Source organism: Mycobacterium venezuelense (assembly GCF_054919535.1).
The window spans coordinates 32220-58181 of the sequence record NZ_JBONDW010000017.1 but is presented as its reverse complement, the minus strand read 5'-3'; the positions used below and the strand labels follow the sequence as shown (position 1 = coordinate 58181).

The 25962-nt window shown below is 64.7% G+C and carries 24 protein-coding genes; 9 read left to right on the top strand and 15 right to left on the bottom strand.

Annotated features, from left to right (window positions below; genetic code table 11):
• Window positions 1-4 precede the first annotated feature (4 nt).
• The 4 genes from ACRCUN_RS24820 (at window position 5) to ACRCUN_RS24805 (ending at window position 3001) form a co-directional block, all read left to right on the top strand.
• Window positions 5-865 (top strand): mycofactocin-coupled SDR family oxidoreductase, encoded by an 861-nt coding sequence (locus ACRCUN_RS24820; protein ID WP_462144279.1) that lies wholly within the window; start codon window positions 5-7, stop codon window positions 863-865.
• Between the two features lie 43 nt (window positions 866-908).
• A complete protein-coding gene (locus ACRCUN_RS24815; protein ID WP_085143733.1) occupies window positions 909-1100 on the top strand; it encodes a ferredoxin in 192 nt (63 codons plus the stop codon).
• Between the two features lie 64 nt (window positions 1101-1164).
• Window positions 1165-2526, top strand: coding sequence for a cytochrome P450 (locus ACRCUN_RS24810; protein WP_462144278.1), 1362 nt, complete (start codon window positions 1165-1167; stop codon window positions 2524-2526).
• Window positions 2527-2677: 151 nt separating this feature from the next.
• Window positions 2678-3001: a hemophore-related protein gene (locus ACRCUN_RS24805; RefSeq protein ID WP_462144277.1), complete on the top strand. Its 324-nt coding sequence runs from the start codon at window positions 2678-2680 to the stop codon at window positions 2999-3001.
• A 52-nt stretch (window positions 3002-3053) separates the two neighbouring features.
• Here ACRCUN_RS24805 and ACRCUN_RS24800 read toward each other — a convergent pair whose 3' ends face one another.
• Together ACRCUN_RS24800 and ACRCUN_RS24795 are read right to left on the bottom strand one after the other, a co-directional pair.
• On the bottom strand, window positions 3054-4160 hold the full coding sequence (locus ACRCUN_RS24800) for a cytochrome P450 (RefSeq protein WP_462144369.1): 1107 nt from the start codon (window positions 4158-4160) through the stop codon (window positions 3054-3056).
• A 93-nt stretch (window positions 4161-4253) separates the two neighbouring features.
• The gene (locus tag ACRCUN_RS24795) at window positions 4254-5033 is read right to left on the bottom strand and encodes a spirocyclase AveC family protein (protein WP_462144276.1); all 780 of its coding nucleotides are present in this window, start codon (window positions 5031-5033) and stop codon (window positions 4254-4256) included.
• Between the two features lie 191 nt (window positions 5034-5224).
• Between ACRCUN_RS24795 and ACRCUN_RS24790 the strand changes: the two genes are divergently transcribed.
• Window positions 5225-5890 carry a TetR/AcrR family transcriptional regulator gene (locus ACRCUN_RS24790; protein ID WP_462144275.1) on the top strand — a complete coding sequence of 222 codons (666 nt, stop codon included), beginning with the start codon at window positions 5225-5227 and terminating at the stop codon, window positions 5888-5890.
• 3 nt (window positions 5891-5893) lie between these two features.
• Here the strand turns inward: ACRCUN_RS24790 and ACRCUN_RS24785 are convergent, their stop codons facing one another.
• From ACRCUN_RS24785 to ACRCUN_RS24745, 9 genes are all read right to left on the bottom strand, one after another.
• A complete protein-coding gene (locus ACRCUN_RS24785) occupies window positions 5894-6772 on the bottom strand; it encodes a mycofactocin-coupled SDR family oxidoreductase (RefSeq protein ID WP_462144274.1) in 879 nt (292 codons plus the stop codon).
• A gap of 85 nt (window positions 6773-6857) precedes the next feature.
• Window positions 6858-8126 carry a cytochrome P450 gene (locus ACRCUN_RS24780; protein ID WP_462144273.1) on the bottom strand — a complete coding sequence of 423 codons (1269 nt, stop codon included), beginning with the start codon at window positions 8124-8126 and terminating at the stop codon, window positions 6858-6860.
• The gene (locus ACRCUN_RS24775) at window positions 8119-9360 is read right to left on the bottom strand and encodes a cytochrome P450 (RefSeq protein ID WP_462144272.1); all 1242 of its coding nucleotides are present in this window, start codon (window positions 9358-9360) and stop codon (window positions 8119-8121) included. Before ACRCUN_RS24775 ends, ACRCUN_RS24780 begins: the two co-directional genes overlap by 8 nt.
• A 7-nt stretch (window positions 9361-9367) precedes the next feature.
• Complete coding sequence (locus ACRCUN_RS24770) at window positions 9368-10837, bottom strand: aldehyde dehydrogenase family protein (RefSeq protein WP_462144271.1); 1470 nt, start codon at window positions 10835-10837, stop codon at window positions 9368-9370.
• Window positions 10830-11720, bottom strand: a complete 891-nt coding sequence (locus ACRCUN_RS24765) for an SDR family oxidoreductase (RefSeq protein ID WP_462144270.1) — start codon at window positions 11718-11720, stop codon at window positions 10830-10832. Before ACRCUN_RS24765 ends, ACRCUN_RS24770 begins: the two co-directional genes overlap by 8 nt.
• Complete coding sequence (locus ACRCUN_RS24760; RefSeq protein WP_462144269.1) at window positions 11713-12831, bottom strand: spirocyclase AveC family protein; 1119 nt, start codon at window positions 12829-12831, stop codon at window positions 11713-11715. Before ACRCUN_RS24760 ends, ACRCUN_RS24765 begins: the two co-directional genes overlap by 8 nt.
• 4 nt (window positions 12832-12835) lie before the next feature.
• Window positions 12836-13951, bottom strand: coding sequence for an ABC transporter substrate-binding protein (locus tag ACRCUN_RS24755; protein ID WP_462144268.1), 1116 nt, complete (start codon window positions 13949-13951; stop codon window positions 12836-12838).
• Between the two features lie 78 nt (window positions 13952-14029).
• Window positions 14030-14845 (bottom strand): CbbQ/NirQ/NorQ/GpvN family protein, encoded by an 816-nt coding sequence (locus ACRCUN_RS24750; RefSeq protein ID WP_462144267.1) that lies wholly within the window; start codon window positions 14843-14845, stop codon window positions 14030-14032.
• A gap of 29 nt (window positions 14846-14874) precedes the next feature.
• Window positions 14875-16563, bottom strand: coding sequence for a nitric oxide reductase activation protein NorD (locus ACRCUN_RS24745; RefSeq protein ID WP_462144266.1), 1689 nt, complete (start codon window positions 16561-16563; stop codon window positions 14875-14877).
• Between the two features lie 94 nt (window positions 16564-16657).
• Between ACRCUN_RS24745 and ACRCUN_RS24740 the strand changes: the two genes are divergently transcribed.
• Together ACRCUN_RS24740 and ACRCUN_RS24735 are read left to right on the top strand one after the other, a co-directional pair.
• Window positions 16658-17644, top strand: coding sequence for an SDR family NAD(P)-dependent oxidoreductase (locus ACRCUN_RS24740; protein WP_462144265.1), 987 nt, complete (start codon window positions 16658-16660; stop codon window positions 17642-17644).
• Window positions 17645-17687: 43 nt separating this feature from the next.
• Window positions 17688-19019: a TetR/AcrR family transcriptional regulator gene (locus tag ACRCUN_RS24735; protein ID WP_462144264.1), complete on the top strand. Its 1332-nt coding sequence runs from the start codon at window positions 17688-17690 to the stop codon at window positions 19017-19019.
• A gap of 72 nt (window positions 19020-19091) precedes the next feature.
• Here the strand turns inward: ACRCUN_RS24735 and ACRCUN_RS24730 are convergent, their stop codons facing one another.
• From ACRCUN_RS24730 to ACRCUN_RS24715, 4 genes are all read right to left on the bottom strand, one after another.
• The gene (locus ACRCUN_RS24730) at window positions 19092-20165 is read right to left on the bottom strand and encodes an NAD(P)H-dependent amine dehydrogenase family protein (RefSeq protein ID WP_462144263.1); all 1074 of its coding nucleotides are present in this window, start codon (window positions 20163-20165) and stop codon (window positions 19092-19094) included.
• Between the two features lie 9 nt (window positions 20166-20174).
• The gene (locus ACRCUN_RS24725; protein ID WP_462144262.1) at window positions 20175-21137 is read right to left on the bottom strand and encodes an LLM class flavin-dependent oxidoreductase; all 963 of its coding nucleotides are present in this window, start codon (window positions 21135-21137) and stop codon (window positions 20175-20177) included.
• A gap of 130 nt (window positions 21138-21267) precedes the next feature.
• Window positions 21268-22443, bottom strand: coding sequence for an acyl-CoA dehydrogenase family protein (locus tag ACRCUN_RS24720; protein WP_462144261.1), 1176 nt, complete (start codon window positions 22441-22443; stop codon window positions 21268-21270).
• Window positions 22444-23448, bottom strand: a complete 1005-nt coding sequence (locus ACRCUN_RS24715; protein WP_462144260.1) for an acyl-CoA dehydrogenase family protein — start codon at window positions 23446-23448, stop codon at window positions 22444-22446.
• A gap of 242 nt (window positions 23449-23690) precedes the next feature.
• On the opposite strand from ACRCUN_RS24715, the gene ACRCUN_RS24710 reads away from it, so the two are divergent.
• Complete coding sequence (locus ACRCUN_RS24710; protein WP_462144368.1) at window positions 23691-24794, top strand: amidohydrolase family protein; 1104 nt, start codon at window positions 23691-23693, stop codon at window positions 24792-24794.
• Window positions 24795-24818: 24 nt separating this feature from the next.
• Entirely contained in the window at window positions 24819-25961 is a 1143-nt protein-coding gene (locus ACRCUN_RS24705; protein ID WP_462144259.1) for an amidohydrolase family protein, read from the top strand.
• Window position 25962 lies beyond the last annotated feature (1 nt).

Sequence of the window (25962 nt, the reverse complement as noted above, 5' to 3'; positions counted from 1 at the left end):
TTACATGGGACGTGTAGAGGGCAAGGTCGCGTTCATCACCGGGGCCGCCCGCGGCCAGGGCCGCAGCCACGCGATCCGGCTGGCCGAAGAGGGCGCCGACATCATCGCCGTCGACATGTGTAAGGACGTCGACACGGTCGGCTATGCGATGGCCAAACCCGAGGACCTCGAGGAAACCGCCCGGTTCGTCGAGAAGACGGGCCGCCGCATCGTCACCGCGCAGGCCGACGTGCGGGTCGAGAGCCAACTGAAGGAAGCGCTCGACGCCGGGCTCGCCGAGTTCGGGAAGGTCGACATCGTGGTGGCCCAGGCCGGTGTCGCGGCGATGAAGGGCCAGCCCCCGCTGCAGGCTTGGACCGACGGCATCAACACCAATCTGGTGGGAACCATCAACGCCATCCAGGTCGCGCTGCCCCACCTGAACGAGGGCGCGTCGATCATCGCGACCGCGTCGGCTGCGGCCCTGATGGACGCCCACAACAAGCCCAACCCGGGCGGCGATCCCGGAGGCATGGGCTACATGGTGTCCAAGCGGATGATCTCCGAGTACGTGCACTACCTCGCCACCGAAGTGGCGGTGCGCGGCATCCGGGCCAACGTCATCCATCCGACCAACTGCAACACCGACATGCTGCAGAGCGAACCGATGTACCGCTCGTTCCGGCCGGACCTGGAGCACCCGACGAAGGCCGACGCCGAGCCGGTGTTCTACGTCCAGCAGGCCATGAAGGTGCCGTGGATCGAGCCGCAGGACATCAGCAACGCGGTGCTGTGGCTGGCCTCCGACGAGTCCCGGTTCGTCACAGGCATGCAGCTGCGCGTCGACGCCGGCGGCTACCTCAAGTGGTACGACTACCACGTGTGATGCGCCACAACGGAATTCACCGGTGTAGAAGGAGTTGACGATTGTGAAGGTCTCAGTTGACGGACAACGCTGCCAGGGCCACACCCTGTGCTCGATGATCGCGCCTGATTCGTTCGAACTCGACGACGTCGACGGTCACGCGTCGCCCGTATCCGAAGTGGTGCCTGCTGATCAAGAAGACGCCGTCAAGGAAGCCGCGCACTCCTGCCCCGAGCAGGCCATCGTCCTCGAATAGCCGGGGGGGCAACACCACCGCAGATCGCCGTCCGAGTCCACGAAATACATAGGGAGACAACGCCGTGAGCATCGAGGATGTCACGACCGACGACGACCGTAAGAAAAACACGTACCACTTCGACCGGCACACGCCGGAATACCGGTTGCAGTTCGAGAAGATCACCGAGGAGATGCAGTCCCGGTGCCCCTTGGCGTGGACCGACGTCTACAACGGGCACTGGGTGGCCGCCGACAGCAAGCACGTATTCGAACTGGCGCGCTGTCCGGTGGTGTCCAACCATCACGACATCAGCGGTGAGACGCCCTATCAGGGCATCACGATCCCGAAGGCCAGTCGTGCCACGGTGGTTCGCGGCGGCATCCTGGAGATGGACGAACCCGAACACAGCGCCTACCGCGGTGCGCTGAACCCGTACCTGTCCCCCGCGGCCATCAAGCGCTGGGAACCGTTCGTCGACGAGATCACGCGTGCCGCACTCGATGAGCACATCGAGTCGGGTCACATCGACTTCGTCGAACATCTCGCGAACGTGGTGCCCGCGGTGTTCACGCTCGCGATGATGGGCATCGATCTGAAGAAGTGGAACGTCTACAGCGAGCCCACCCACGCGTCGGTGTACACCCCCGAGCACGCCCCGGAACGCGAGAAGATCAACGAGCAGCACCGCGAGATGGGCATCGATCTCATCAACAACATGATGGAGATCCGGCAGAACCCGCGTCCCGGTCTGGTGAACGCCTTGCTGCAGTTGCGCATCGACGGCGAGCCGGCTCCCGACATGGAGATCCTGGGAAACCTCGGTCTGATCATCGGCGGCGGATTCGACACCACCACGGCTCTCACGGCACATGCACTGGAGTGGCTCGGTGAACATCCCGACGAGCGGGACCGGCTCAGCCGCGAACGGGACAACCTGCTGCATCCCGCTACCGAAGAATTCCTGCGCTTCTTCACGCCCGCGCCGGGCGACGGCCGCACGTTCTCCGAGGACGTCGAGGTCGAGGGACAGAAGTTCAAGAAGTACGAGCGCCTGTGGCTGTCGTGGGCCATGGCCAACCGGGACCCGGCGGTGTTCGAGAAGCCCAACGAGATCGTGATGGATCGCAAGGGCAACCGGCACTTCAGTTTCGGTATCGGAGTGCACCGCTGCGTGGGCTCGAATGTCGCCCGCACGGTGTTCAAATCCATGCTCACCGCGGTTCTCGACCGGATGCCGGACTACGTGTGCGATCCCGAGGGCACCGTGCACTACGACACCATCGGCGTCATCCAGGGCATGCGCAATCTGCCTGCGACGTTCACCCCCAGCAAGCCGCTCGGCCCCGGTCTGGACGAGACGCTGGAAACGCTCCAGCGGATCTGCAACGAACAGGAACTGGCGAGGCCGATCACCGAACGCAAGGAACGCGCCGTCATCGAGTGACGTCATACTCCCTGGTCAAGATCGAGAGTCAGCGGATTGTCACACCGGCCTGTTAACCTCGAACGAGGTCGGGTCTCGTAGACGTCTGAGCAAACTCACCGCCTGCGGGCGGACGGAATGGGGGTGGCGACACATGGTGAAGCTGTCACGCATGAAACTGGCAATCGCGGCAGGCGGGTTCGCCTTGGCTGCTTTGCCCTTCTCGGTCGGTGTCGCATCCGCGGAACCTGACTTCGGGGCGGTCGTCAACACGACTTGCACGTACGAGCAAGTGATGGCGGCGCTCAATGCGCAGGAGCCCGGCCTTGCGCAGCAGTTCAACGCGTCGCCGTTCGCACAAGGTGCGTTGCGCAGCTTCCTGGCCTCCGGGCCGGCCGAACGCCAGCGGACCGTGACACAACTGCAGGGCAGCCCGATGGCCGCGCAGTACTTCGGCCCCATCCAGTCCATCGCAGGCAGCTGTAACAGGTACTGAGCCGTGCTTTTGCGGATGTCCCCGGGATCACGTGATCCCGGGGACATCTGCTTCACGACGTTTTGACCGGCAGTTGGGCCCAGCCCCGCACACTCGATGTGCGGCCTCTGCGCGCGTTGCCGTAGTCGACATCCCAATCGGCCCAGCGTTTGAAAACCTCCTCGAATGCGACCCTGGCCTCCAGCCGGGCAAGAGCCGAGCCGAGGCAGAAGTGCAGTCCTTGACCGAAACTGAGATGACCGCCTTTGCGGTGGATGTCGAAGCGGTCGGGATCGACGTACCGCGACTCATCGCGATTGGCCGACCCGTTGAGCAGCAACATGTACGACCCTTCGACGACCGTGTGTCCGTACAGTTCGACATCCCGTGCCACATAACGAGCCTGTACCGGTGACGGCGGCTCATATCGCAGGGTCTCCTCGACCGCAGCGGGGATCAGCGATGGATTCGCGACGAGTTCGTGCCGGTGCTCGGGGTGTTCACCGAGCAGCTGTCCCATGAACCCGATGAGCCGTGCGGTGGTTTCGTTCCCGGCCCCGGCGATCATCGCGGTGTACGCCAGCACCTCGGTGCGCTCGAGCCGACGCCGGCTTCCGCCCGATTCCTCGACCTCCGCGTTGAGCAGTTCCGTCATCAGGTCGTCGGAGGGATGCGTCGCACGCCACTCGATGTAGTCGGCGAACATCGCGAGCGAATCGGCGAACACCGTCGCGCTGACATCGCCGGACTCGTACGTGATGCTCCGGTCGGTGAGATCGCGGATCTGTTGTTGGCCTTCTTCGGGAATACCCAGCAGGTAGCCGATCGTGCGCATCGGCATGATGGCGCCGAGGTCGGCGACGAAGTCGAAGCCGTCGGCATCCCGGAGCGGATCCAGTGCGCGCGAACAGAATCCACGGACCAGGTCCTCCACGGCCAGCATGCGGCGAGGGGTGAACACACGCGACAACAGGCGCCGGTGCAGATCGTGTAGCGGCGGGTCCTCGAACAGCAGGATCCCGGGCGGCACTTCGATACCGCTGAACAGGATGTCGGCGGTCGTGCCGCGCCCCGACCGGTATGTCTGCCAATCCGGCAGTGCGCGCGCCACATCGTCGTAACGGCTCAGTGCGTAGAAGCTGTACTTGTCGTTGAAGTACAGCGGGGCCTGCGCCCGCATGCGTTTCCACACCGGGTAGGGATCGTCGTCGATGTCGTAGTCGAACGGGTCGTAATACGGCTGGGTAGCCTGATCGATCGCCACAGTAGACACCTATCTGGGTTGGTTTTCCACGCCGGGAAAGAGCTGCTCCGTCGGCCCCTCGGTCACGAAGCCCCCCAGCTTCGTCACGAGATGCGGCGCGAAGACCGATGCGTAGACCGCGTGTCCAACGACGATCGCCGCCAGGACCGACACCAGCGCCGATTGCAGCCGCGTCTTGGAGACCTTGTCCGCCCACATCTCGATGACGTTGCGCCCCTGGGAATCCGTGCGGCCCAGCAGATAGGTGAACACCATCATCTGCACACCCATCGCGATGGCGTCGTAGACCGGGTACTGGTGCTTGGTGCCCTCCCACAGCGCCAGCCCCTCGATCACATAGCCGTAGTAGAACAGGCCGAGCCGTGCCCCGATGATCGCGTTGAAGAACAACGCCCAGCAGAAGCCGACCGCAAAGCCCACCACCAGCAGTGTCTGCGGACGACGCCACTGCCGTGTCCGACACACCCAGCGCCCCAGTGCCGCACCGATGATGGCGGGCAGCACGAAGTAGCCCATATAGCCGACGGGTACCGCCGACGGCAGGCCGCCCCACGTCATGTTGAGTGGCCACCACGACGGCATGCGCGGGAGCGCCGGCGGGAACTGCGCATACATTGCCCAGTCGTACGGCGCCTCGATCCACGAGAACGAGAGCGCCGAAATGCACAGCAGGAGCAAGGGATGCAGCCGCCCGCGCCGGTAGCTCAAGTAGACACCGGTCGCAAGAAAACCCAAGCCGGTGACGTAGGCGAATGCGACACCGGCGTTGATCAGGAACTGGACGTTCACCGATCCTCCCCCGAGTCGGCACGACGCGCCTCGGGATCGAAATACAGCACAAGGCCGACGATCAGGGCGATCAAACCAAAAAGGGTGCCGAGCATGATGATTGCGCCCACACCTGCCTCCTTCGGACGCCGAAACCAGCATTAATAGTGGACACTATTACAAATGGGACGGTCAAGGCCGGACTATGGTGAATGTCGGTGTCCCAGCGAAGTTCGTCGAAGAAGCAGACCGCCGTCGAGGTCCAGGCCGTCCGGCGGCCGCGCGGCGAGGTGCGCCGACTCCTGTTGGACGCCGCTCGTGAGCGGTTCGCCCGCCAGGATTACCGCGCGACAACCACCCGCGAGATCGCCGAGGCCGCCGGCGTCACCGAGTACCTGTTGTTTCGCCACTTCGGCTCGAAGGCCGGGCTTTTCCGGGAAGCTCTGGTGCTGCCGTTCACCCAGTTCGTCGACGAGTTCGGTGAGACCTGGCAAGCTATCGACCCCGAGGAGACCGACGAACAAGAGTTGTCCCGACAGTTCGTCGGCCGGCTCTACGACGTACTCGTCGAGCACAAAGGGCTCCTGCTGACACTCGTCGCGTCGGATGGACTCAGCGAGGACGAGATCGAGAGCGCGGGCATCGCCGACATCCGGCGAGCGCTGCAGGTGCTCGGCCAGATCAGCACCGAGGGCATGCGCCTGCGCGGATTGCATTCGGGCCAGCCCGATCTGCCCGCCCATTCGACGGTCGCGATGATCGTCGGCATGGTCGCCCTGCGGTCGACGTTCTTCGGGAACACACCCCCGTCGCGTGAGGCGATCGTCGACGAACTCGTCCAGGCGATCCTGCACGGGTTCCTGCACCGACCGGACTGACCGCTAGCCCCCAGGACCGTTGGGCCACTTGAGTAGTGAACCGGCATCGACGCGGATGTGCTGCCCGGTGATGTAGCGGCTGTCGTCGCTGGCCAGGAACACACCGAGTTTGGCCGTGTCCTCAGGTTCGATGTAGGGGATCGGCATGGCCTGAAAAAGCGAGAACAGCGGTTCGGCGTCCTCACGGGTCGGCGTCTTGCCCTCGGCTTTGAGGTCGGGCCGGAACACTCCGTACATGCCCTCGTTCTGCAGCAGGTGAGTGTTGCAGTTGGTCGGATGGATGGCATTGACGCGGATCATCCGCGGCGCCAGATGAAGACACATCTCGTCGACGTACTCCATGACGATGCGCTTGCTCCAACCGTAGCCGGCACCGCCGGGGCCCATGTCCGGACTGGTGGTGGTGCCGCGGATCATGCCGGCGGTGGACCCGGTCACGATGATCGACCCACCGTCGGGCAGATGCGGGATCGCGACCGCGACGGTGTTCATCACGCCCACCAGATCGACGTCCGAGGCGTCGACGAATCCCATCGGATCAGGATTGCCCATCGCCATCGGCAGGATGCCCGCGTTGGCTACGACGATGTCGACCCCGCCGAGATCCGCGATCCCCGCCTCGACGGCATCGCGCAACTCGTGGCGCTCACGAACGTCGGCCACCCGCGCGACGATGCGGCGCCCGAGTTCTTTGACCGCCCGTTCGGTTTCGGCAAGGTCCTCCGGTGTGGCCAACGGGTAAGGGTTGGAAGGGATGTCGCGGCAGATGTCGACCGCGATGATGTCGGCGCCTTCGTTGGCCATCGCGATCGCGTGGGCGCGTCCCTGCCCGCGCGCCGCGCCGGTGATGAACGCGACCTTGCCGTCGAGTTTTCCAGCCATGTGTGCTCCTTACTCTTCCACCGCGAGCAGACGCAAAGTCGCACAATCAGCGGCATTCTGTGCGAGTCTGCGTCTGCTCGCCGGATTAGGTGACCGGGGTGAACGTGATGTGTAGTTCGGCAAGACCCCGCATGATGAAGGTGGGCTCGTAGGTGTAGGCACGGTTCCCGGGTGGGCCGTGGTGTTCGGTCGAGATCGCGATATCGCTCATCCGGTCGAGGATCCGGTTCAGCGAGATCCGGCCCTCGGTACGCGCGAGCGGCGCACCCGGGCACGAGTGGGCACCGCGGATGAACGCGATCTGCTCACGCACGTTGGGCCGGTCCGGGCGGAAAGTGTTGGGGTCGGGAAACTTCCGTTCATCGCGATTACAGGCGCCGGGAAGCACCATGACAGTCGTCCCCGCGGGTACCTCCACGTCGCCGATGCTGGTCGTCTTGCTCGCCATCCGGAAATGCGACTTGACCGGGCTCTCCAATCGCAGCGTCTCCTCCAGGAAGGCCGGGATCTTGCTGCGATCGTCCCGCAGCAGCTTTTCGAATCCGGGGTTGTCCCCGATGAACCGCACCGCCGAGCTGACCAGCTTCGTCGTCGTCTCGGTGCCGGCGGCGAACAAGAACGTCGACAGGTTCATCACGTCTTCGATCTCGGGTGTCGACCCGTCCTCGTACTTGGCCTGCGCGAGCCCGGTCAGCACGTCCTCACGTGGCACGCGCCTGCGGTCCTCGATGTAGGTGTGAAACTTGTCGTTGAGCCACTGCAGAGGGTTGTGCGTGGTCGGTGCCTCCTTACCGAGCTCACCGACGGTTTCCAGCGCGAACGCCGCCTTGAATTCCTCGTGATCGTCAGCAGGCACACCCAGGAGGTCGGCGATCACCAGGAGCGAGAAGGGCTTCGCATAGTCGCCGAGGAACTCGCAGCCACCCTTCTCGATGAACGTGTCGAGTTGCTGGTCGGCCAGCCGCCACATGAAGTCTTCGTTTTCCTTGAGCCGCTTGGGGGTGATCAGCTTGTTCATCAGGCCGCGGGTGCGCGTGTGCAGCGGAGGGTCCTGTGAGGTGATGTGCTCGGACATCGGGACCTGACCGCGGTGTCGCTCGATCAGGTCCGAGACGTCGTCGCTGTCCTCCGGCCCGAAAGGCAATCCCGAGAACGGTCCTGCGACCGAGACGCACGACGAGAACGCCGGGTCCTTGTAGACGGCCAGCGCTTCGTCGTAGCCGGTGACCGCCAGCACGTTGAACGGGGTGGCCTGGGTGACAGGGCATTTCGACCGCAGGTGATCGAAGTACGGATACGGGTCCGGGATGAGCTCCGCGTCGGTGAAGAAATCCACGTTGTCGAAGTCAGTCATCTGCGGCATCCTTTCGCTGCGCGAGCAGGTCGAACAGCACGGGCAGTGAAGTCGGGGAACGGAACACCTGCCCGCGGATATGGGGATCGTCTCCGTCGGGGTCCAGCCGCAGATTGGGTAATCGGTCCAGCAGAAGGTTGACGGCAGTGCGCATTTCGAGGCGCGCGAGATGCATACCCAGGCACACGTGCACACCGTGTCCCCAGCCGAGGTTGCCCTTCGGGGTGCGGAAGATGTCGAACTCGTCCGGGTCTTCCCATCGATCTTCCTGTCTGTTCGTCGAACCGAGCATCGGAAGCACCGAACACCCCGCAGGAATGCGAACGCCGCCGAGTTCGGTATCGCGGGTGGTGGTGCGGGTGATGGTCAGCAGGGGCGGATTCCAGCGCACCGCCTCCTCGATGGCCTGCGGCAGCAGCGACCGGTCGGCGCGAACCGCGTCCAGTTGCATGGTGTCCGAAAGCAATCCGAAGAGCAGGTTTCCCAGCGAGCGATACGTGGTTTCCACGCCCGCGGGCAGCAGGAGCCGCAAGAACGAGAAGATCTCCTCGTCGGTGAGCTTCTCGCCGTCGATCTCGGCCTCGGCGAGCAGGCTGATCATGTCTTCCTTCGGCTCGGCGCGGCGGGCCTCCAGGATCGGCGCAAAGTACTCGCACAGCGCAGCCGACGCGGCCAATCCGCGTTCCGGGTTCATGATCCAGCTCAACAGCGATATGGACCAGCGTTGGAACTGCGGATAGTCCTGCTCCGGCAACCCCAGCAGGCCGGCGATGATCCGGCTCGGATAGTCGAACGTGAACTCCTTGACCAGGTCGGCCTTGCCGTTGTCCGCGAACTTGTCGATGAGTTCGTTGCCCACACGCCCGACCAGTTCGTCTTCCCAGCGCGCCAAGGCCTTTTGCGAGAACGCCTTCGATACCAGTGAGCGGAGCCGGCCGTGCACCGGTTCGTCCATGCCCAGCATCACGCGTTCACCGAGCACCGGGCCGAAAGCGGCGATGACGCCCGACGACGAGAATGTCAGGTTGTCCCGCAGCATCTGCTGGGCATCCTCGTAGCGGTACACGATGAATACGGGTTTGCCCTCTTCCCCGGGCATCGCCGACATGTCGATCCGCTGGATCGGCTCCTCGCGCCGAAGTCTCGCGAGTTCCGGGTAGGGGTCCCGAACGTCACCCGAGACGGCATCGTCGAAGGACCCGAAGTCCTCGAGGTCGTCAAAAAGCTGTTCCATGCTGCTCCTAGCCGGCCGGATATGCGACGGACTTGATTTCGGTGTACTGCTGAAATCCCGCGATACCGTTCTGACGTCCGACACCGCTGTCCTTGTAGCCGCCGAACGGCGTATCGGCGCCGTAGCCCGCGGTGCCGTTCAGTCCGATGAATCCGGCACGCAGCCGACGAGCCACGGCAAGCGAACGCTCCAGCGAGTTCGACATGACGTTGCCGGCGAGTCCGTACGGGCTGTCGTTGGCGATGCGAATCGCATCCTGTTCGTCCTCGTACGGTATGACGGCCAGGACGGGTCCGAAGATCTCCTCCCGGGCGATGGTCATCGAATTGTCGACGTCGGTGAAAAGCGTTGGGTTGACCCAGAATCCCCTGTCGAACTGTTTCGGGGGTTCGGTACTGCCGACGAGCATTGTGGCCCCCTCGTCGACGCCCTTCCGGATATAGCCGAGGATGCGGGCCTGCTGCTTGGCTGAGATGACCGGGCCGCAGATGGTGCCGGGATCCTGCGGGTCTCCGGCGGAAATGTTCTCGTACATGGCCTTGAGGATCGCGACACCGTCGTCGTAACGTGACCGCGGCAGCAGCATCCGGGTGGGCGCCGCGCAGCCCTGCCCGGCGTGCATCAGTGGGCCGATCCCGATCAAACATGCGGAGTTGAAATCGGCATCTTCCAGCACGATGGTCGCCGACTTGCCACCGAGTTCGAGGAAGAGCCGCTTCATCGTGGCCGCACCCTTTTCCATGATCCGCTTGCCCACCGATGTGGAACCGGTGAACGAGATCATGTCCACCTTCGGTGACAACGTGAGTTCCTCACCGACCAGGTGGTCCGATGCCGTCACGACATTGACCACACCCGCCGGGATGTCTGTGTTCTCGGCGATCAGTCGGCCCAACCGGGTGGCATTGAACGGAGTGTCGGGCGCGGGTTTGAGGACGACGGTGTTGCCGGTCGCCAATGCCTGGCCCAGTTTGTTGATCGTCACCTCGAACGGGAAGTTCCAGGGCGTGATGGCGCCGACCACGCCTACCGGCTCGTGCCACACCTTGCGGGTGGTGTTGACGCCGGTGACGGATACCACGGTGTCGCCGAGATCGGTTTCCCACGGAAAGGTTTCGATCAGCCTGGCCGGGTACTTGAGCCCATCGGCCAACGGGGCATCGAGTTGCGGGCCGTGTGTGACGGCTCGTGGAGCGCCGACCTCGGCGATGAGTTCCTCGCGGAACTCCTCGATTTCGCCCTCGATCGCGTCGTGCAACTGTTCGAGGCATCGCTTGCGGAACCGATGACTGGTGGACCATTCGGTCTCGTCGAACGCCCGCCGAGCGGCGTCGATCGCCCGGTGCATGTCGGCTTTGGAGCCATCCGACACCTCGCCGAGCACTTCTTCATTGGCCGGGTTGACGTTGCGGAATGTCCCGGCTTCGCCGTCGACGAGCTTGCCGTCGATCAACATCCGGGATTCGAAATCAGGCATGGTCTGCACCTTCTCCCCGCAGCGCGCCGAACCGCGGAATCCCCATCATCAGACGCGTCATCTGGTGCAATCCCGCCGAAGGGAGTAATCGACTGGCAATCAACAGCATTCGCGCGTCGGGCCCTATTGCTTTCTTGACGAATGGTTTCGAGCTGTCGAGTGCTTTCACCAGCCCGACTGCGAACTTGTCGGGAGAGCGTGCCGCCATCCGCATGGCGGCACGGCCGCGCTTGTCCATGGTCTGGTGATGGCGGGCATACGGTCCGTCGAGCCGGCGGCAGTCGGTGGTGCCGGCGTCGGTGATGATCTCGGTGTCGTAGGTACCCGTGACGATGACCGTCACCCCGATTCCGAACGGCGCGACTTCCCCGGCCATCGACTCGCCCCACCGCTCGAGCGCCCCCTTGACCGCGGAATACGGTGCGGTCGCGGGCATTCCCCGCACACCACCTTGGCTGGACACCAGCACGATGCGTCCGGTACCCGCGGCCCGCATCGACGGCAGCAGATCCTTGGTCAACAGGACCGGGCCGAAGATGTTGGTCGCGAACATCCGCTCCCACAGATCGGCCGGCGTCTCCTCCACCATCCCTGCGGCGGAGATCCCGGCGTTGTGCACGATGGCGTACGGCGCGCCGGCGGCCGCTTCGATCGACTTGGCCGCCGCGGTGACAGACGCGGCATCGGTGAGGTCGAGTTGGACGCCGATCAGCCGGTCGTCGTCCTCGACGGCTCCGGTCGCCTCGCGCAACAGCGGCATCCCCCGGTCCGGCGTGCGCATCGCCGCGACCACGCGCCACCCCTCGCGATACAGGCGCGTAGCCGAGGCGAAGCCGAGCCCGCGGGAGGCGCCGGTGATGACGACAGTCCTCGGCTCAGCCATCGCGGTTCTCCGGTGCGCACCGATCGCTCTTCGAACCCAGCTCGACGTCGACGTTGCCGAACGGCCCTTGCTGCCACGTGGACCACTTGCCAACCGAATACGGCCCTTCTGCGCCATTCGCCCGGTAATACCCTTGCGGGTCATAGACTTTCGCCTCGGGATACGGCCAGGGGCAGGCAACCGCCGTGGCCTGCCCGCTGGCCTTGATGGCCCAGAACCACGCGCCGTAGGTGAAGTAGGCAACGTTGATGATCGCGAACATCACCAGGAACGTGCCGAGCACGGGCTTCGTGGGGAAAATTCTCGCTTTGGCCGCGAGCTTCTCCGCGACCGACTTTCCGGTGTCGTCGCGGTAGACCAGGATGCCCGCGGGGATCATCACGAAGGTGACCGCGAGGGACTCCCAGATCAGTGGGAACTGGAATGGTGTGCCGACGAAGATCGACCCGAACGGAATCACCTGCGAATAGATGTACATGCCGGTGCGGATCGAACCGATCTCGAGTGCCGCGTCGAACACGAAACCGATCACCAGGATCAACAGCCCGAGGCTGATCAACGGATGACGCCAGACGAACGCCGCGGGATGCCGTTTCGCCTGCAGCTTGCGCAGGATCCACACCGCGACGAAGTACGGGCCGAAGTAGAACGTCACGTAGCCGAACACGATGAATGGTTCGACCGTCGGCGACATCATGATCAGCGGCCACGATTCCGGCCAGTGCAGCAGATCGGGGTTGTACACCGCGAACGGCGCCCAGTTCATGATCGGGTCCTGCCACACGATCAACGTGGTGACCAGGAACATCAACATCACCGGACTGCCCGGGTTGCGTCGCCAGCCGATGACGAAGACGACGACGAGCGTCACCAGCAGCAGCGCGGTGCCGAGTTGGACGAACCACATCCAATGGTCGAACCCGAAGAGATACTCGACCGGACGCGGCCTTCCCGCCACGTTCGGATTGGCGACGCGCGGGTCGAGTTCGGTGCGCGAGACGGCCAGGAACAGCCCGACGAACGCGAGCAGTCCGATGCCCGCCAGCCACGACCCCAGGCTGCCGCGGTTCTTCTTGGCTCCCGCCGGCGCTTGTTCCTCCTGGACCGTCATGTCGTCACTCCGCACCGAAGCGGTCGACCAGATGCGAATTGACCCCGTCCGGATCGAGCGTGCGGGCAACCAGATATCCCGGGCCCATCCATGCGCGTCGCGTCCACTTGCCCAGGGACACCCGGGTTCCGGGGGCACCGGAGGCGGCGGGCATCATCTTCACCCGCTCGAGCGCTTCCTTGACGCCGCGCGGACTGAGCGGGTGCGCGTCGGTGAAGGCGCGCACCAGCGTGGCGGCGACGTCATGGTTGACGACGGACACACAGTACTCAGGGCGGCTTCCGTTGTACCTCTTCGCATATCGGTCGAGCCAGGACTGCCCGATCGGGTTGCCCTCGTCGTACTGATCGACGCCGACCCAGCCGAGGAACGCCTGCCACATGATCGGGTTGACCCACGCGTTCTGAAAAGCGGTGGTGGTGAAGCGTGGTGGATCCCAGTCGACGGCCTCAAGTGCCGGATTGATGAAGACGATTCCGAAACCGAACCCGAGATGCACGATAGCCTCGGCCTTCGCTTCGTGCAGTGTGCTGACCGCGGCGTTGATGTCCTGCGCCGTCTGCGCGATCGCGGCTTCGGCGACGATGCGAATACCCTTGCGAGCGCACGCAGTTCGCAGATTCTTCAGATAGCTGTCGCCGATCAGATTCTGCTCGACCAGTACACCGACATCGGTCAGGCCCCGCTTCGCGACGAGGTCCGCGATAAAGATGGGTTCGTCGGTCATCGACCCTTGAGGGAAGGCGAACGTCCATTCCCCGAGCCAGTCGTCGGTTCCCGTGACGCTGATCGCCGGCACCTTGAAGCGCTCCTCGATCGCCTCGCGCACCGGCACGCAGTTGTCGGTGATGTTGGGTCCGAACACCACCAGGCAGCCCTCGTCGACGAGTTCACCGTAGGCATCGATGACCGCCTTGACCGAACCCTTCGGCAGTCCCTCCACCTCGCGGTAGATCATCTGCACCGGACGGTCCATCAGCCCCTGCTCGACGGCCTCGGCGAATACGAGGTCGAAAGTCTGGGTGAATGAGGCCCGCAGTTCCTCCGGGAACCCCGGCGGCAGCTTGAAGTCCATCAGGTAGCCGACCTTGATGGGCTCCGCGGTGCTCTCGTACGACATCCAACCTCCTGGGCGGGTTCGGTTGTGGATCGAGAAACCTAATATTTGTTCAGACACTAATGGCGGTGCGGTACAGCGTCAATGACCGGCCTCACCGAGGTAGACCTCGATCATCTCCGCCAAACCGCGACTCACCGAGGCATCGTCGGTGAGCGGGCCGGCAATCGCCGCTTGCGCTGCCTCACGCAAGGTCAGGCCCTCCGCGGTCAGCCGGCCCGCCGCGATCAGCACCCGGGTCGATGCGACTTCGCGCAGTCCCCCGGTCTCCAGTCGCCGGATCGCCTGACCGAAGCGCACCAGCTCGGCGGCCGTCGTGGAATCGACGCAGGCCTCGTGCGCGACGATCATCTCTTCGACTTCGGCTGCAGGGTAACCGAATTCGATCGCGACCATCCGTTGGCGCGTCGAGTCCTTGAGATCCTTGAGGACGCTTTGGTAGCCGGGGTTATAGGACACCACCAGGCCGAAGCCCGGCGCGGCGTCGAGCGTGACACCGAGGCGCTCGATGGGCAGCTGGCGCCGGTGGTCGGCGAGCGGATGCAGCACGACGGTCGTGTCCTGGCGGGCTTCGACCACCTCGTCCAGGTAGCAGATCGCACCTTCGCGCACCGCCCGGGTGAGCGGACCGTCCACCCAGACCGTCTCATCACCGCGAAGCAGGTAGCGGCCGACGAGATCCGCTGTGGTGAGGTCGTCGTGGCATGCGACCGTGACCAGAGGCCGACCGAGGTCGTGCGCCATCGCCTCGACGAAACGGGTCTTGCCGCAGCCGGTCGGACCCTTCAGGACGATCGAAAGCCCTTGACGGTAGGCGGCCTTGAAGACCGACTCCTCGTTCCCGACCGGCGTGTAGTAGGGGCGTGCCGTATCAGCCTGAGGCGGTGCGATGTTCACTTCTTCAACTCCATTGTGGGACAGCGCCATCAAGCCACCCTCCGTCGGACCTCTGCCGCGCGCAGAGCCGACCGGAACAGCGGGCCGATCACACCCGCGAGCTGGTCGGGGCGGCCGACCGTCGCGTGGGCCGCGCTGCCGAACACCCTGCGCAGCGATACGACGTCGGTGCTCGCCCCCACGGTCAGGCACACACAGCCGGTTCCCCGACGCCGAGCCTCGGTCAGCGCCCGGCGCGCATCGGCCGCACCATAGGGCCGCTCGTAGCCGTGGTCGTAGGCCAGACCGTCGGACACCACCACGAGAAGTCGCCGCGACGTCCCACCACGGGACTCCAGCACCGCCGAGCCATGGCGAATCGCAGCGCCCAGTCGCGAATATGCCCCTGGCTCAAGGCTGTTGAGCTGCCGGATGACCCGGGCGTCGAGATGGTCGTCGAACCGCTTGACCGGCACCATCGTCACATCCTTGCGGCCTTGCGAGCAGTAGGCGTACAGCGCGACCCGGTCACCGAGGTCGTGCAGCGCGACCGTCAAGTTGGCCACCGCCTCCCGCTGCTGCTGATGCACGGTGCGCCCGACGGTGCCCGGCTCCGCCGTGGAACCCGAAACGTCGAGCAGCACGAGCACCGACAGATCACGACGGCGGCGCAGGCTGTCCAGGTAGACGGCCTCGTCCGGCACCGACCGCGCCCTCGCTTCCACCCGCGCCTCGATCGCGGCATCGATGTCGATGTCGTCGCCCTGGGACTGGCGATGACGACGGTGCAGGCCCATCCCGAGACGCGCGAGCGGCCGTCGCACGCCGATGGCGGCGTCGATGGCCTGCGAGGCGGACGCCAACACCCGCGGCTCGACCTCACGTACCGTGCACCAGTCCGGCCGGTAGCTCTTTCGGTTGACGTCCCATTCCGGATAGGTGAAGCCGTCCGATTCGACGTCGGCGATCTCTTCGGTAGACGCAGAGGCCGACGACACCACCGCATTCGAGCCACGCTTGGCCGAATTGACCCGATGCGTCGGCGAATCGGCGCCGGGCGGTCCGCCGCCGCTGCCCGTCTTCCGCGCCGAGGACAACAACTTCTTCAGCCATGTGCCGATCGCACCACCGCCGCCGACGGGGCTGGTGAACAAATCGGGTTCGTCGGTGTCGTCGACCTCGCCGTCGTCGAGCTCCTCGAACGCCTGCTTGCTGTCGCGTCCTCTCGGGACGTGTCCGGGCGTCCCGTGATCTGACTGGTGAACCGCACGACTGCTCGCCGCCAACACCTTCTTCGGTCGGATGACACCGAAAACCGCGGGTGGATCGTCGAGCGCGTCCTTGCCCGATGCGATCGCCAGCGACCTTGTGGCTGAATCGCTTCGACCGCCGACCCGGTGGTCGGCCAGTGACCCGAGAATGCCCGGCAGCAGCGAACCGTTGGCCAGCAGCGCGCGATGCCCCTCCACGGCCAGATAGCGCTTCGCCAGCCGTGGATGGCGAACCATGGCGCCGACCGCTTCGGGCACCAGGCTCCCCGCAGCGATCAACGACGCCTGTACCGCCACCGATTCAAGTTGGTCACGCGCCGGCTCCGAGGGGGCGACGAAGATGGTTTGGCCGTCCGTCCACGGCGGTTCACCAGGCGCGAGTGGGGCCACCGCGACCGGGTGGCCGGCGAGAGCAGAAGCCAGCATGCCGAGGCCGGGGAGTTCGTCGGACACCGACCACCTCCGCATCAACCTTTGACCAAATATCTGTTCCACCGTAGAGTTCGGCGCGACCGGAAGTCAATCATCGGGCCGCGGAATTCGGATAGGCGAGGAGCGCAACATGATCGACTTCACCGGCCAGGTTGCCGTGGTGACTGGCGCCGGACGCGGGCTGGGCCGGCTCTATGCCATCGATCTGGCTCGCCGGGGCGCGTCGGTGGTCGTCAACGACATCGGTGGCACCATGCACGGCGAAGGCTCGGATACCAGCGTCGCCGACCAGGTCGTGGAGGAGATAACGAAAGCCGGCGGCCGAGCAGTCGCGTCCTACGAGTCGGTGGACACTGCCCAAGGTGGACAGGCGATCGTCGACTCGGCCGTCGAGAACTTCGGCCGGCTCGACGCCGTGATCAGCAACGCAGGCATCTTCAACAGCATTCCGTTCGAACAACTCAGCGGGGACAACTGGCGACGCATGCTGCGGGTGCATCTCGACGGGGGTTTCTACCTGAGCCAGCCCGCATACCGGGTGATGATGAAACAACGCTACGGGCGATTCGTATTCATCTCATCGTCGGCAGGCAATTTCGGACAACCGATGGAGGCGCACTACGCCGCAGCCAAGACCGGACTCGTCGGCCTGTCCAACGTCATCGCGATCGAAGGCGCTGAACACGGAATCAGCTCCAATACCGTTCTACCCACCGGTTTTTCGCGAATGGTCACCGAGACGGTCGGAGACGAGAAATTCCTGGCCGAGTCCGGCTTCATGCGTGCCATTCGTCCCGAGTTGGTCGTACCGCTGGTGATCTTCCTCGCAAGCAGAAGCTGCACCCTGACGCACCGCAACTACTCGGCGTGCGCCGGACGCTACGCCCGGGTGTTCGCCGGGCTGAGCGACGGCTGGCTGGCCGACGAGGACACTGAGCCTTCGGCCGAGGACATCGAGAAACACCTGGACGAATTGTCCTCCACCGACAGGTTCATCGTGCCGGACTCCATCGTCGACGAGGTACTGCAGGTGTGTGACCGACGGGGCGTCAGTGCGATGCCGGACAACGCCGACGTCGCGTTCCCGCAAACCCGCAGTTCGGTGGCCGATCGGTAGGATCGAGTTTTCGGTCTCTGTCGGCGCGGACGAAGGAGGAGCGATGGCCGAGGCGGGGCGAAACCCCAAACGCGGTCGTCCCGCGGGCAAGAAGAGCGCGACCGCTGCCAAGCTCACCGCCGTTCCCGACTCCGCCGCAGCCGATCCCACGCGGCGCACCGAGATTCTCAAGACCGCGAACTCCGTCATCGCCACCACCGGCCTGCGTAGCTCGCTGCAGCAGATCGCCGATGCGGCAGGCATTCTCGCGGGCAGCCTCTATCACCATTTCGAATCCAAGGAAGCAATCCTCGTCGAGCTGATCCGGCTCTATCACGCCGATCTGGATCGCATCGGCGAGGTCGCGCTGGAACGCCTCGACGAGCCCGACACCGGCCCCGCCACCGAACAGATCACGGCGCTCGGATGCGCCATCGCCCGGTGCGCGGTCGAGCACCGGGCCGCCCTGCAGATGTCGTTCTTCGAGGGTCCGAGCGCGGACCCCGAACTCATCGAGTTGACTGCTCGCAGACCGTCGAAGGTCCAGGCGGCGATGTTGCAGGCACTGCGTGCCGGCCGCTGGAGCGGTGACATCCGGTCCGACGTCGACCTTCCTACACTCGCCGACCGGCTGTGCCAGAGCATGCTGCACGTCGGCCTCGACGTCATCCGGCACAAGGCCTCACCAGACCAGGTGGCCACGTTGAAAAGCCGGATCGCCCTGCAAGGTCTCGCCGTCGATCCGCCGCCCGATACCGAGCTCGATCGGTCGGAGGCGTTCGCCGCGGCGCAAACCGTCATCGACAGTTGGGACGACGCCGAGGACGAAACCGACCTCAAGGCCGCCCATCTGCGTGCGGTCGCGCGCACGGAGTTCGGCCGCCGCGGCTATGAGATGACGACGATCCGCGACATTGCGTCCGCCGCGGGATTGGGCACCGGAACCGTCTACCGCATCATCGGCTCGAAAGACGAGCTGCTCATGTCCATCATGTTGGAGTTCGGCCGCAAGGTCGGCGGTGCCTGGACCGACATCGTCCGGTCGGACTCCACGACCGTGCAGAAGCTCGATGCCCTGAGCTGGCTGAACATCAACGCCCTCGACCAGTTTCCCGACGAGTTCCGCATTCAACTGGCGTGGCTGCGTCACTCCCCGCCGGACACGGCCAACCCCGCCTGGTCCTTCACCACCCGGATCCGTCAGATGAAAGCTCTGCTGGGCGAAGGGATCCGCGCCGGCGAGATACATGTCGACAGCCCAACGGCGGACATGTTGACCCGGTGCATCATCGGTGAGCAGTGGATCCCCGAGAACATCCTTCAGCAGATCGGCACGCGCAATGCGCTGATCCTGGCTCGTGACACCGTACTCCGGGGCATCGCCGTCCGCCGCTGACCTCATCGCGCGAACAGACGCGTAGGTACCCCAAATTGCGCCTCTTTGGGTACCTACGTGTCTGCTCGCCGATCAAGCGAATGCATACCGCGGCAACGTGATCGGAATATCCAGCGAGCTCAGCAGGCCCGCAGGCGCATCCACCACGAACGGAACTGCGTTGACCACGCGCATCGCCGTGGCGGCCATCGCGGCCCGGCCGGCGCCGTGTCCTGCCGCGTCACCCAGGTTCATCGCGCAGTGGATGTCGGGTTGGCCCTCAATGTCCACCCGGTAGGCCGCGTCGAACTCCGAGGTCGGCCAGTCCGGTGCAACGTCGCGCGACATCCGGATGATGTGTTCGATCACGATCGCCTCACGGCCGTCGACAACACCGGCCGCGCGGGTGCATACCGCGCCGCACGTGCCCGCCGGGATGGTTCCGAACGCCACCTCGATGTCGCGGTCGGTGATGCACCGGTCGAGTGTCCCGCGGATCTCTGACACCTCGGCGCCGAGCGCATCGGCCATGAGGTGGATCGGTGCTTTCCATGCCATCTCGATGAACCCTGGCGTCTTGAGCATCGGCTCGAAATCCAGTGGGCGCCCGAATCCCATGCCGTCCATCATCACGTCCGCCACCGGATAGTGGTCGTTGAGCGAAATCTCGGAGACCGTGATTCGGTCGATCTTCTTCGACTGCGTTGCCAATACAAGCGCCAAGTGATCGGATCCGAACCCGGGAAACACCCCCGACGCATAGAACGAGGCGTTCCCGGTCTTGGCGGCCGCCTCCAACTGATTCCGCCAGTCCGTCGAATAGTACGCCGGTGGATAGACCAGTCCTGTGGAAGTTGTTGACACCACGTTGATTCCGGAATCGAGCAGGCGCAGGTAGTCCGGCACCGCGGCGGCATCACGGTCGGGCCCGCTCGCGGCATACACGACACAGTCGGGCTGCAGTGCGATCAGGGCGTCGGCGTTGTCGGTGGCCACCACGCCCAGCGGCGCACCTCCGGCGAGCGTGCCGGCATCCTGACCGACCTTTGCCTCGGAGTGCACCCACACGCCCACCAGTTCCAGGTCCGGCCGCCTGGATATCGCATCGATCGCGATCGACCCAACACCACCCGTTGACCAGACGACCACGCGCAAAGGCTTTGTCACACAATCTCCTCACACACGTTCGGCGGCCATGACGGCCCGTTCCAGATAGGGCCACGCAGTCTCGGGAGGTATTCCGCCGCACAGCGGGTGCAGGGGCAACGGCATTCCGGCGCTGATGTAGTCGGCTGCCTCGTCGATCGTCAGGATGCGATACGGTCCGCCCGTCTGTCGCAGTGCCGCGACAGTATCGGCGCGGGAGATGCTGGCGACCGTGTCATCGCCGTGGCGATACGACGCCGCGGTGATCGCGTCGTGAAGCAGGTAGGCGCCCAACTCATCCCAGGCCCGGTCTACGTTGGCGGCGACGAACACCGCAGTGGGCGAGCCCGCAACGGGAAATTGCGCCAAACCAGGTTCGTGGCCATTGGCCCGGCATTCGGATTCGTAGAATTCCTTCAACCCAGGTGCGGAGGTCTGCGAGATGAGCCCGAGCCCGTGTCGAGCAGCCCGCCGTGCGGCCGCGCGGCTACCCCCGGCGACAAGCAGGTACGGACGCGCCGCGCAAGCCGGCGAAACGCAGATCCGCCTGCTGTCGTAGTCGACGGTTTCGCCGGCGAGCAGCTGCAGCAGCAGTGACAGCCGCTCGTCGGCCAGCTTCCCCCGCGCCCGCATATCGAGCCCGAAATGTTCGTACTCCTCGGCCCGGTGGCCGACGCCGAATGCGTACGAGATCCGGCCCCGGCTGATGATGTCGAGGGCACAGATCTCCTCGGCCAGGCGAACCGGGTCCCAGAACGGGATCGGAACTGCCGCAAGGAGAATGCGCAGATCGTCGGTGCGGGCCGCGATGGCGGAGGCGAGGATGTGTGGGGCGGCAAGGTGTCCGTCGGCAGTACCGTGGTGCTCTGACAGCACCGCCAGTACGGCACCACGCGTCTCAGCCCATGCGCACATCTCGATCGCCGCGGCATACAGGTCACCAGTGGTGGCAGGTCCGCCGGGAGCTCGCATGTCGAACCGCAGCGTGAACATCACGCCGACAGTAACCTAAGTTTTGTTCCGGGTCACGAGCCGACTGCGTGGCACTCTCGTCACGCCCCGTTGTCACGCTGGAGTGGCTGGCGGCGTCGAGAGCCACTCCAGCGTGACAATGGAGCGAAAGTCAGCGGCGCGGCAGGCCTAGCACCTGCGTCGCGATGATGTTGCGCTGAATCTCCGACGTGCCACCGGCGATCGTGCCGCCGAAGCTGCGGGCGTAACGCTCGAACCAGCTCGCGAAATAGTGGTCGAGGTTCATGTGTTCGTACGGGCCGGTCGTCGACGGATGGATTAACCCGTCGGGACCGGCTGCGGTCAAGGCGTTTTCGAACGCGTTGCGCTCAGCCTCGGAGCCGAACAGCTTCAGCACCGACACCGACGCGGTGTCCATCTCCCCACGCGACGCCTTCGCCAGTGCGGCCGAACCCATGGCCCGCAACGCCTGGTAGTCCATGATCGTCGTGGCGTACTGGTCGCGCTCGAGCTCGGTACGCGGCTCGAAATCGGCGAGCATGTTGTCGATGCGGTCGGCGAAGCCGAGCCACATCATGGTGCGCTCGTGGCCGAGCGATCCGTTGGCCACGCCCCAGCCGCCGTTCAGCGGCCCGACAAGGTTTTCGGCGGGCACCCTGGCATCGGTGAAGAAGACCTCGTTGAAGTCGAGGTTCTCCTGACCGGTTATGTCGGCGAACGGCCGGCACACCACACCCGGCGTGTCGGTCGGGATAATCAGCACGCTGATCCCCTTGTGTTTCGGTGCATCCGGGTCGGTACGGACGAAGGTCAGCAGGAAGTCCGCGTCGTGCGCACCCGAAGTCCACACCTTTTGTCCGTTGACGACGAAATGATCGCCATCGAGTACCGCGCGGGTCCGCAGCGACGCCAGGTCCGAACCCGCGCTCGGCTCACTCATGCCCAGTGAGGCCGTCTGTTCACCGCGCAGGACCGGCACGGCCCAGCGGTGCTTCTGCTCGTCAGATCCGAACGTAAGTAGCGACGCCGCAATGATATTGACGCCCTGAGGGTTGAAGCTGTGGTAGATACGTCGTCGGCACAGCTCATCGAGGTGGACGAAAGTCTGCACGACCGAGGCATTACGCCCACCGAACTCGGGGGGTTGGGCCGGCAGCAGCCAGCCGTTGTCGAACAGCAGCCGCTGCCAGTCGCGCGCCCACTGCGGCATGTGCGACACCGACCGGGGCCGTTCCAGCGTCTGAGCCTCGGAGGGCAGGTTGGCATCGAGGAATGCCGCGAACTCGGCGCGGAACTGCTCGACGTCGGAATCGAATGTCAGCTGCATTTACAGTCCCCTGTAGCTCGTGCGGTACTCGGCGGCGATCACCGCGCGGTGTTCGGCGGCGCCGCCCAGCAACAGTTCGCCCGCCTTGGCCCGCTTCAACGCGAACTGCACGTCGTTCTCCCACGTGAATCCCATGGCCCCGAACAGCTGTAGACCGTGGCGGAACACGATTGCCTGACACTCCCCTGCCGCGGCCTTGGCCATCGCCGAAGCCAGCCGACGCCGTGGATCGTCGGCGGCGATGGTCAGCGCGGCGAAGTAGGACAGCGCGCGGGCACGTTCGATCGCGACGTGCATGTCAACGGCCTTGTGCTGCACGGCCTGGAACGAACCGATCGCCACGCCGAACTGCTGACGTTGTTTGACGTGCTCCAGCGCGAGGTCGAGGACCCGCTGGCAGGCGCCGACGGTCGTCACCGCCATACCCGTCAGCGCCAGATGCCGAGCCTTTTCGGTGTCGGCGTGCACTCGGTCGGTGTCCGGCACGTGCACATCGTCGAACGACACCTCGGCGACATGCAGGACCGGATCGAAGATCGGACTGCGCCGGACGACGGCCTTGCCCGCGTCGATCAGGAACACGCCGGCGTCGGTGACGACCGCAAGCGTCTCGGCGCGGTCACCGTCGAGAACGTGGTGGGCGGTGCCGGTCAGTACCCAGCCGGTGGCGTCGCGGTTTGCGGTCACCCCGCCGTAGACGGCGGTGCCAGCATGTGCGACGTCGAACCGGTCCCCGGCCAGGGGCGCGAACTGCGTCATCGTCGCGAGATACGGCGTCAGATCGGTGGCCCGCCCGAGTTCTTCCAGGACGATGGCCAGCTCTACCGCGTTCTCCGGATCGGTCAGTTCCGTCCAGCCCTGGTCGATGTAGCTCTTCCACAGGGGCGTCGGATCGACGTCCTGTTCGGCAACTTCGCGGACCAGCGTGGCCGGGCACTGCTTGGTGACCGCATCGCGCACGGTCTCCTGCCATAGCCGCTGATCGGCATCAAATTCGAGTAGCACCCGCCGCCTCCTGCTGCACTGTCGCGTCGCGATGAGAATAACATTCTCTTTTGGCGATCTGTCGTTCTCACTAGGCAAACATCGGTTCTCCCTGGGCCGACGCTATGCAGCTGATCAGCAGTAGCCTTCACCTGCGACGGAACCGTCGGCTTGGCTGAGAACTATGTTCTTGCTATTGAAGAATATCGATCTAAACTGCAAAGAGATCCGGTGTCGTCGGCACACCGTCATTGGAGGCAGCCCTGGTGATCCAGCACAGCGACGGAACCCAATCCCCCGTCATCGACACCAGCGTGCACATCTTCTTCGGGTCCAACAAGGACTTGCGGCAGAACTTCCTGCGAGAACCGTTCGCCAGCCGCGGTTTTCCCGACTACGAGATGAACTGGTACGGCGCGCCCGGCGGCGAGTACGCCAAGGGCACCAAAGGACCGGACCGCCAGTACCCCGGATCGGACCCGAATCTGGCGGCTCAGCATCTGTTCGACGACCGCGGCGTCGACATCGCGATCCTTCACCCGATGACGCGCGGCATCATGCCCGACCGTCATCTGGGCACGGCGCTGGCCGCGGCGCACAACGACATGATGGTGACGCGCTGGCTCGAACACGACGTGCACGGCGAGAAGTTCCGCGGCACCATCCGCGTCAACCCCGACGACATCACCGGTGCGCTGCGCGAGATCGACAAGTACGAGGACCATCCCCGCGTGGTGCAGATCGGCGTGCCCATGCAGTCGCGTGAGCTGTATGGCAAGCCGCAGTTCTGGCCGCTGTGGGAGGCCGCGGCACAAGCCGGCCTGCCGGTGGCCGTCCACATCGAGGGCGGTGCGGGAATCCAGTTCGCGCCGACGCCGTCGGGCAAGACGCGGACCTACGAGCAGTACCTCGGGTTCATGGCGCTCAACTACCTCTACCACCTGATGAACATGATCGCCGAGGGCGTATTCGAACGGACACCGACGCTCAAATTCGTGTGGGCCGACGGCGCCGCCGATCTGCTGACTCCGTTCATGTGGCGCATGGACTGCTTCGGCCGTCCCCACCTTGAGCAAACGCCGTGGGCGCCGAAAATGCCGAGCGATTACCTGCCCGGGCACGTCTACTTCGTGCAAGGCGCGCTCGACGGGCCCGGCGATGTCGAGTTCGCCGGCGAGTGGTTCGGGTTCACCGGCAAGGAAGACATGGTGATGTTCGGGTCGAGCTACCCGCACTGGCAGCTCAACGAACCCCGCGTACCGGCCGCATTCACCACCGAACAACGCGACAAGTTGTTGTGGCGCAATGCGGCTCAGCTGTATGGGCTCGAAAGCGCGATCACGTCGTCCGCCTTTGCGGCGCGGTAACGGCAACCGAGAGAGGCTACACAGATGTCCATAACGGCGAACCCACGGGTGCCTGCGGCCGAGCGGATCGCGGTGCGGTGCGTCGACTCCGACGTCCACCCCATGCCCAAGCGTGGCGAACTGCTCGAGTACATCCCCGAACCCTGGCGCAGCAAGTACTTCCGCAGCCACCCCGTCGGCGAACAGATCTATTACGACGCACCGGATTACGCGCACGCCTACGCAATGCGTGTCGACGCTTTCCCGCCGGACGGCGAATTCGCCTGCAGTGACCCGGATATGGCCCTGCGCCAGCTCGTCATGGAGGCCGGCTCGGACATCGCGATCCTGGAGCCCACCCACTCCGAAGCCAGGCTGGGAGAGGCCACCGCGGCGTACTGCACCGCGATCAACCAGTGGCTGGCCAACCACTGGCTGGACAGCCACAACAACTGGCATGAGCGGTGGCGGGGTTCGATCTGTGTCGCGATCGAGGAGCCACACACCGCGGTGGCCGAGATTGAGAAGTGGGCCGAACATCCCTATATGGCGCAGGTTCTCATGAAGGCCGAACCGCGCCCATCCTGGGGCGATCCGAAATACGACCCGATCTGGGCCGCGGCAACCAAGCACGACATCACCGTCAGCTGTCACCTCTCGCGCGGCGAGTACGAAACACTGCCGATTCCGCCGGTGGGGCTACCGAGTTACAACCACGATTTCATGGTCACCTATTCGCTGTTGGCGGCCAATCAGGTGATGAGCCTGATCTTCGACGGCGTGTTCGACCGGTTCCCGGCGCTGCGGATCGTGTTCGTCGAGCACGCGTTCACCTGGATCCTGCCCCTGATGTGGCGCATGGATGCCATCTATGAGTCACGGAAGAACTGGATGGACATCAAGCGCAAGCCGTCCGAATACGTCAAGGACCACATCAAATTCACCACCCAGCCCCTCGACTATCCCCAGGACAAGACCGAACTGTCGCGGGCCTTCGAATGGATGGAGTGCGAGAAGATTCTGCTCTACAGCAGCGACTACCCGCACTGGACATTCGACGATCCGCGCTGGCTCGTCAAACATCTCCCCGAACACGCCCGCGAGGCCATCATGTTCCGCAACGGGATTGAGACCTACAAGCTGCCCGAGACCGTTCCGGTCCTCGAGGGCCAGGTGCGGGTGTTCTGAA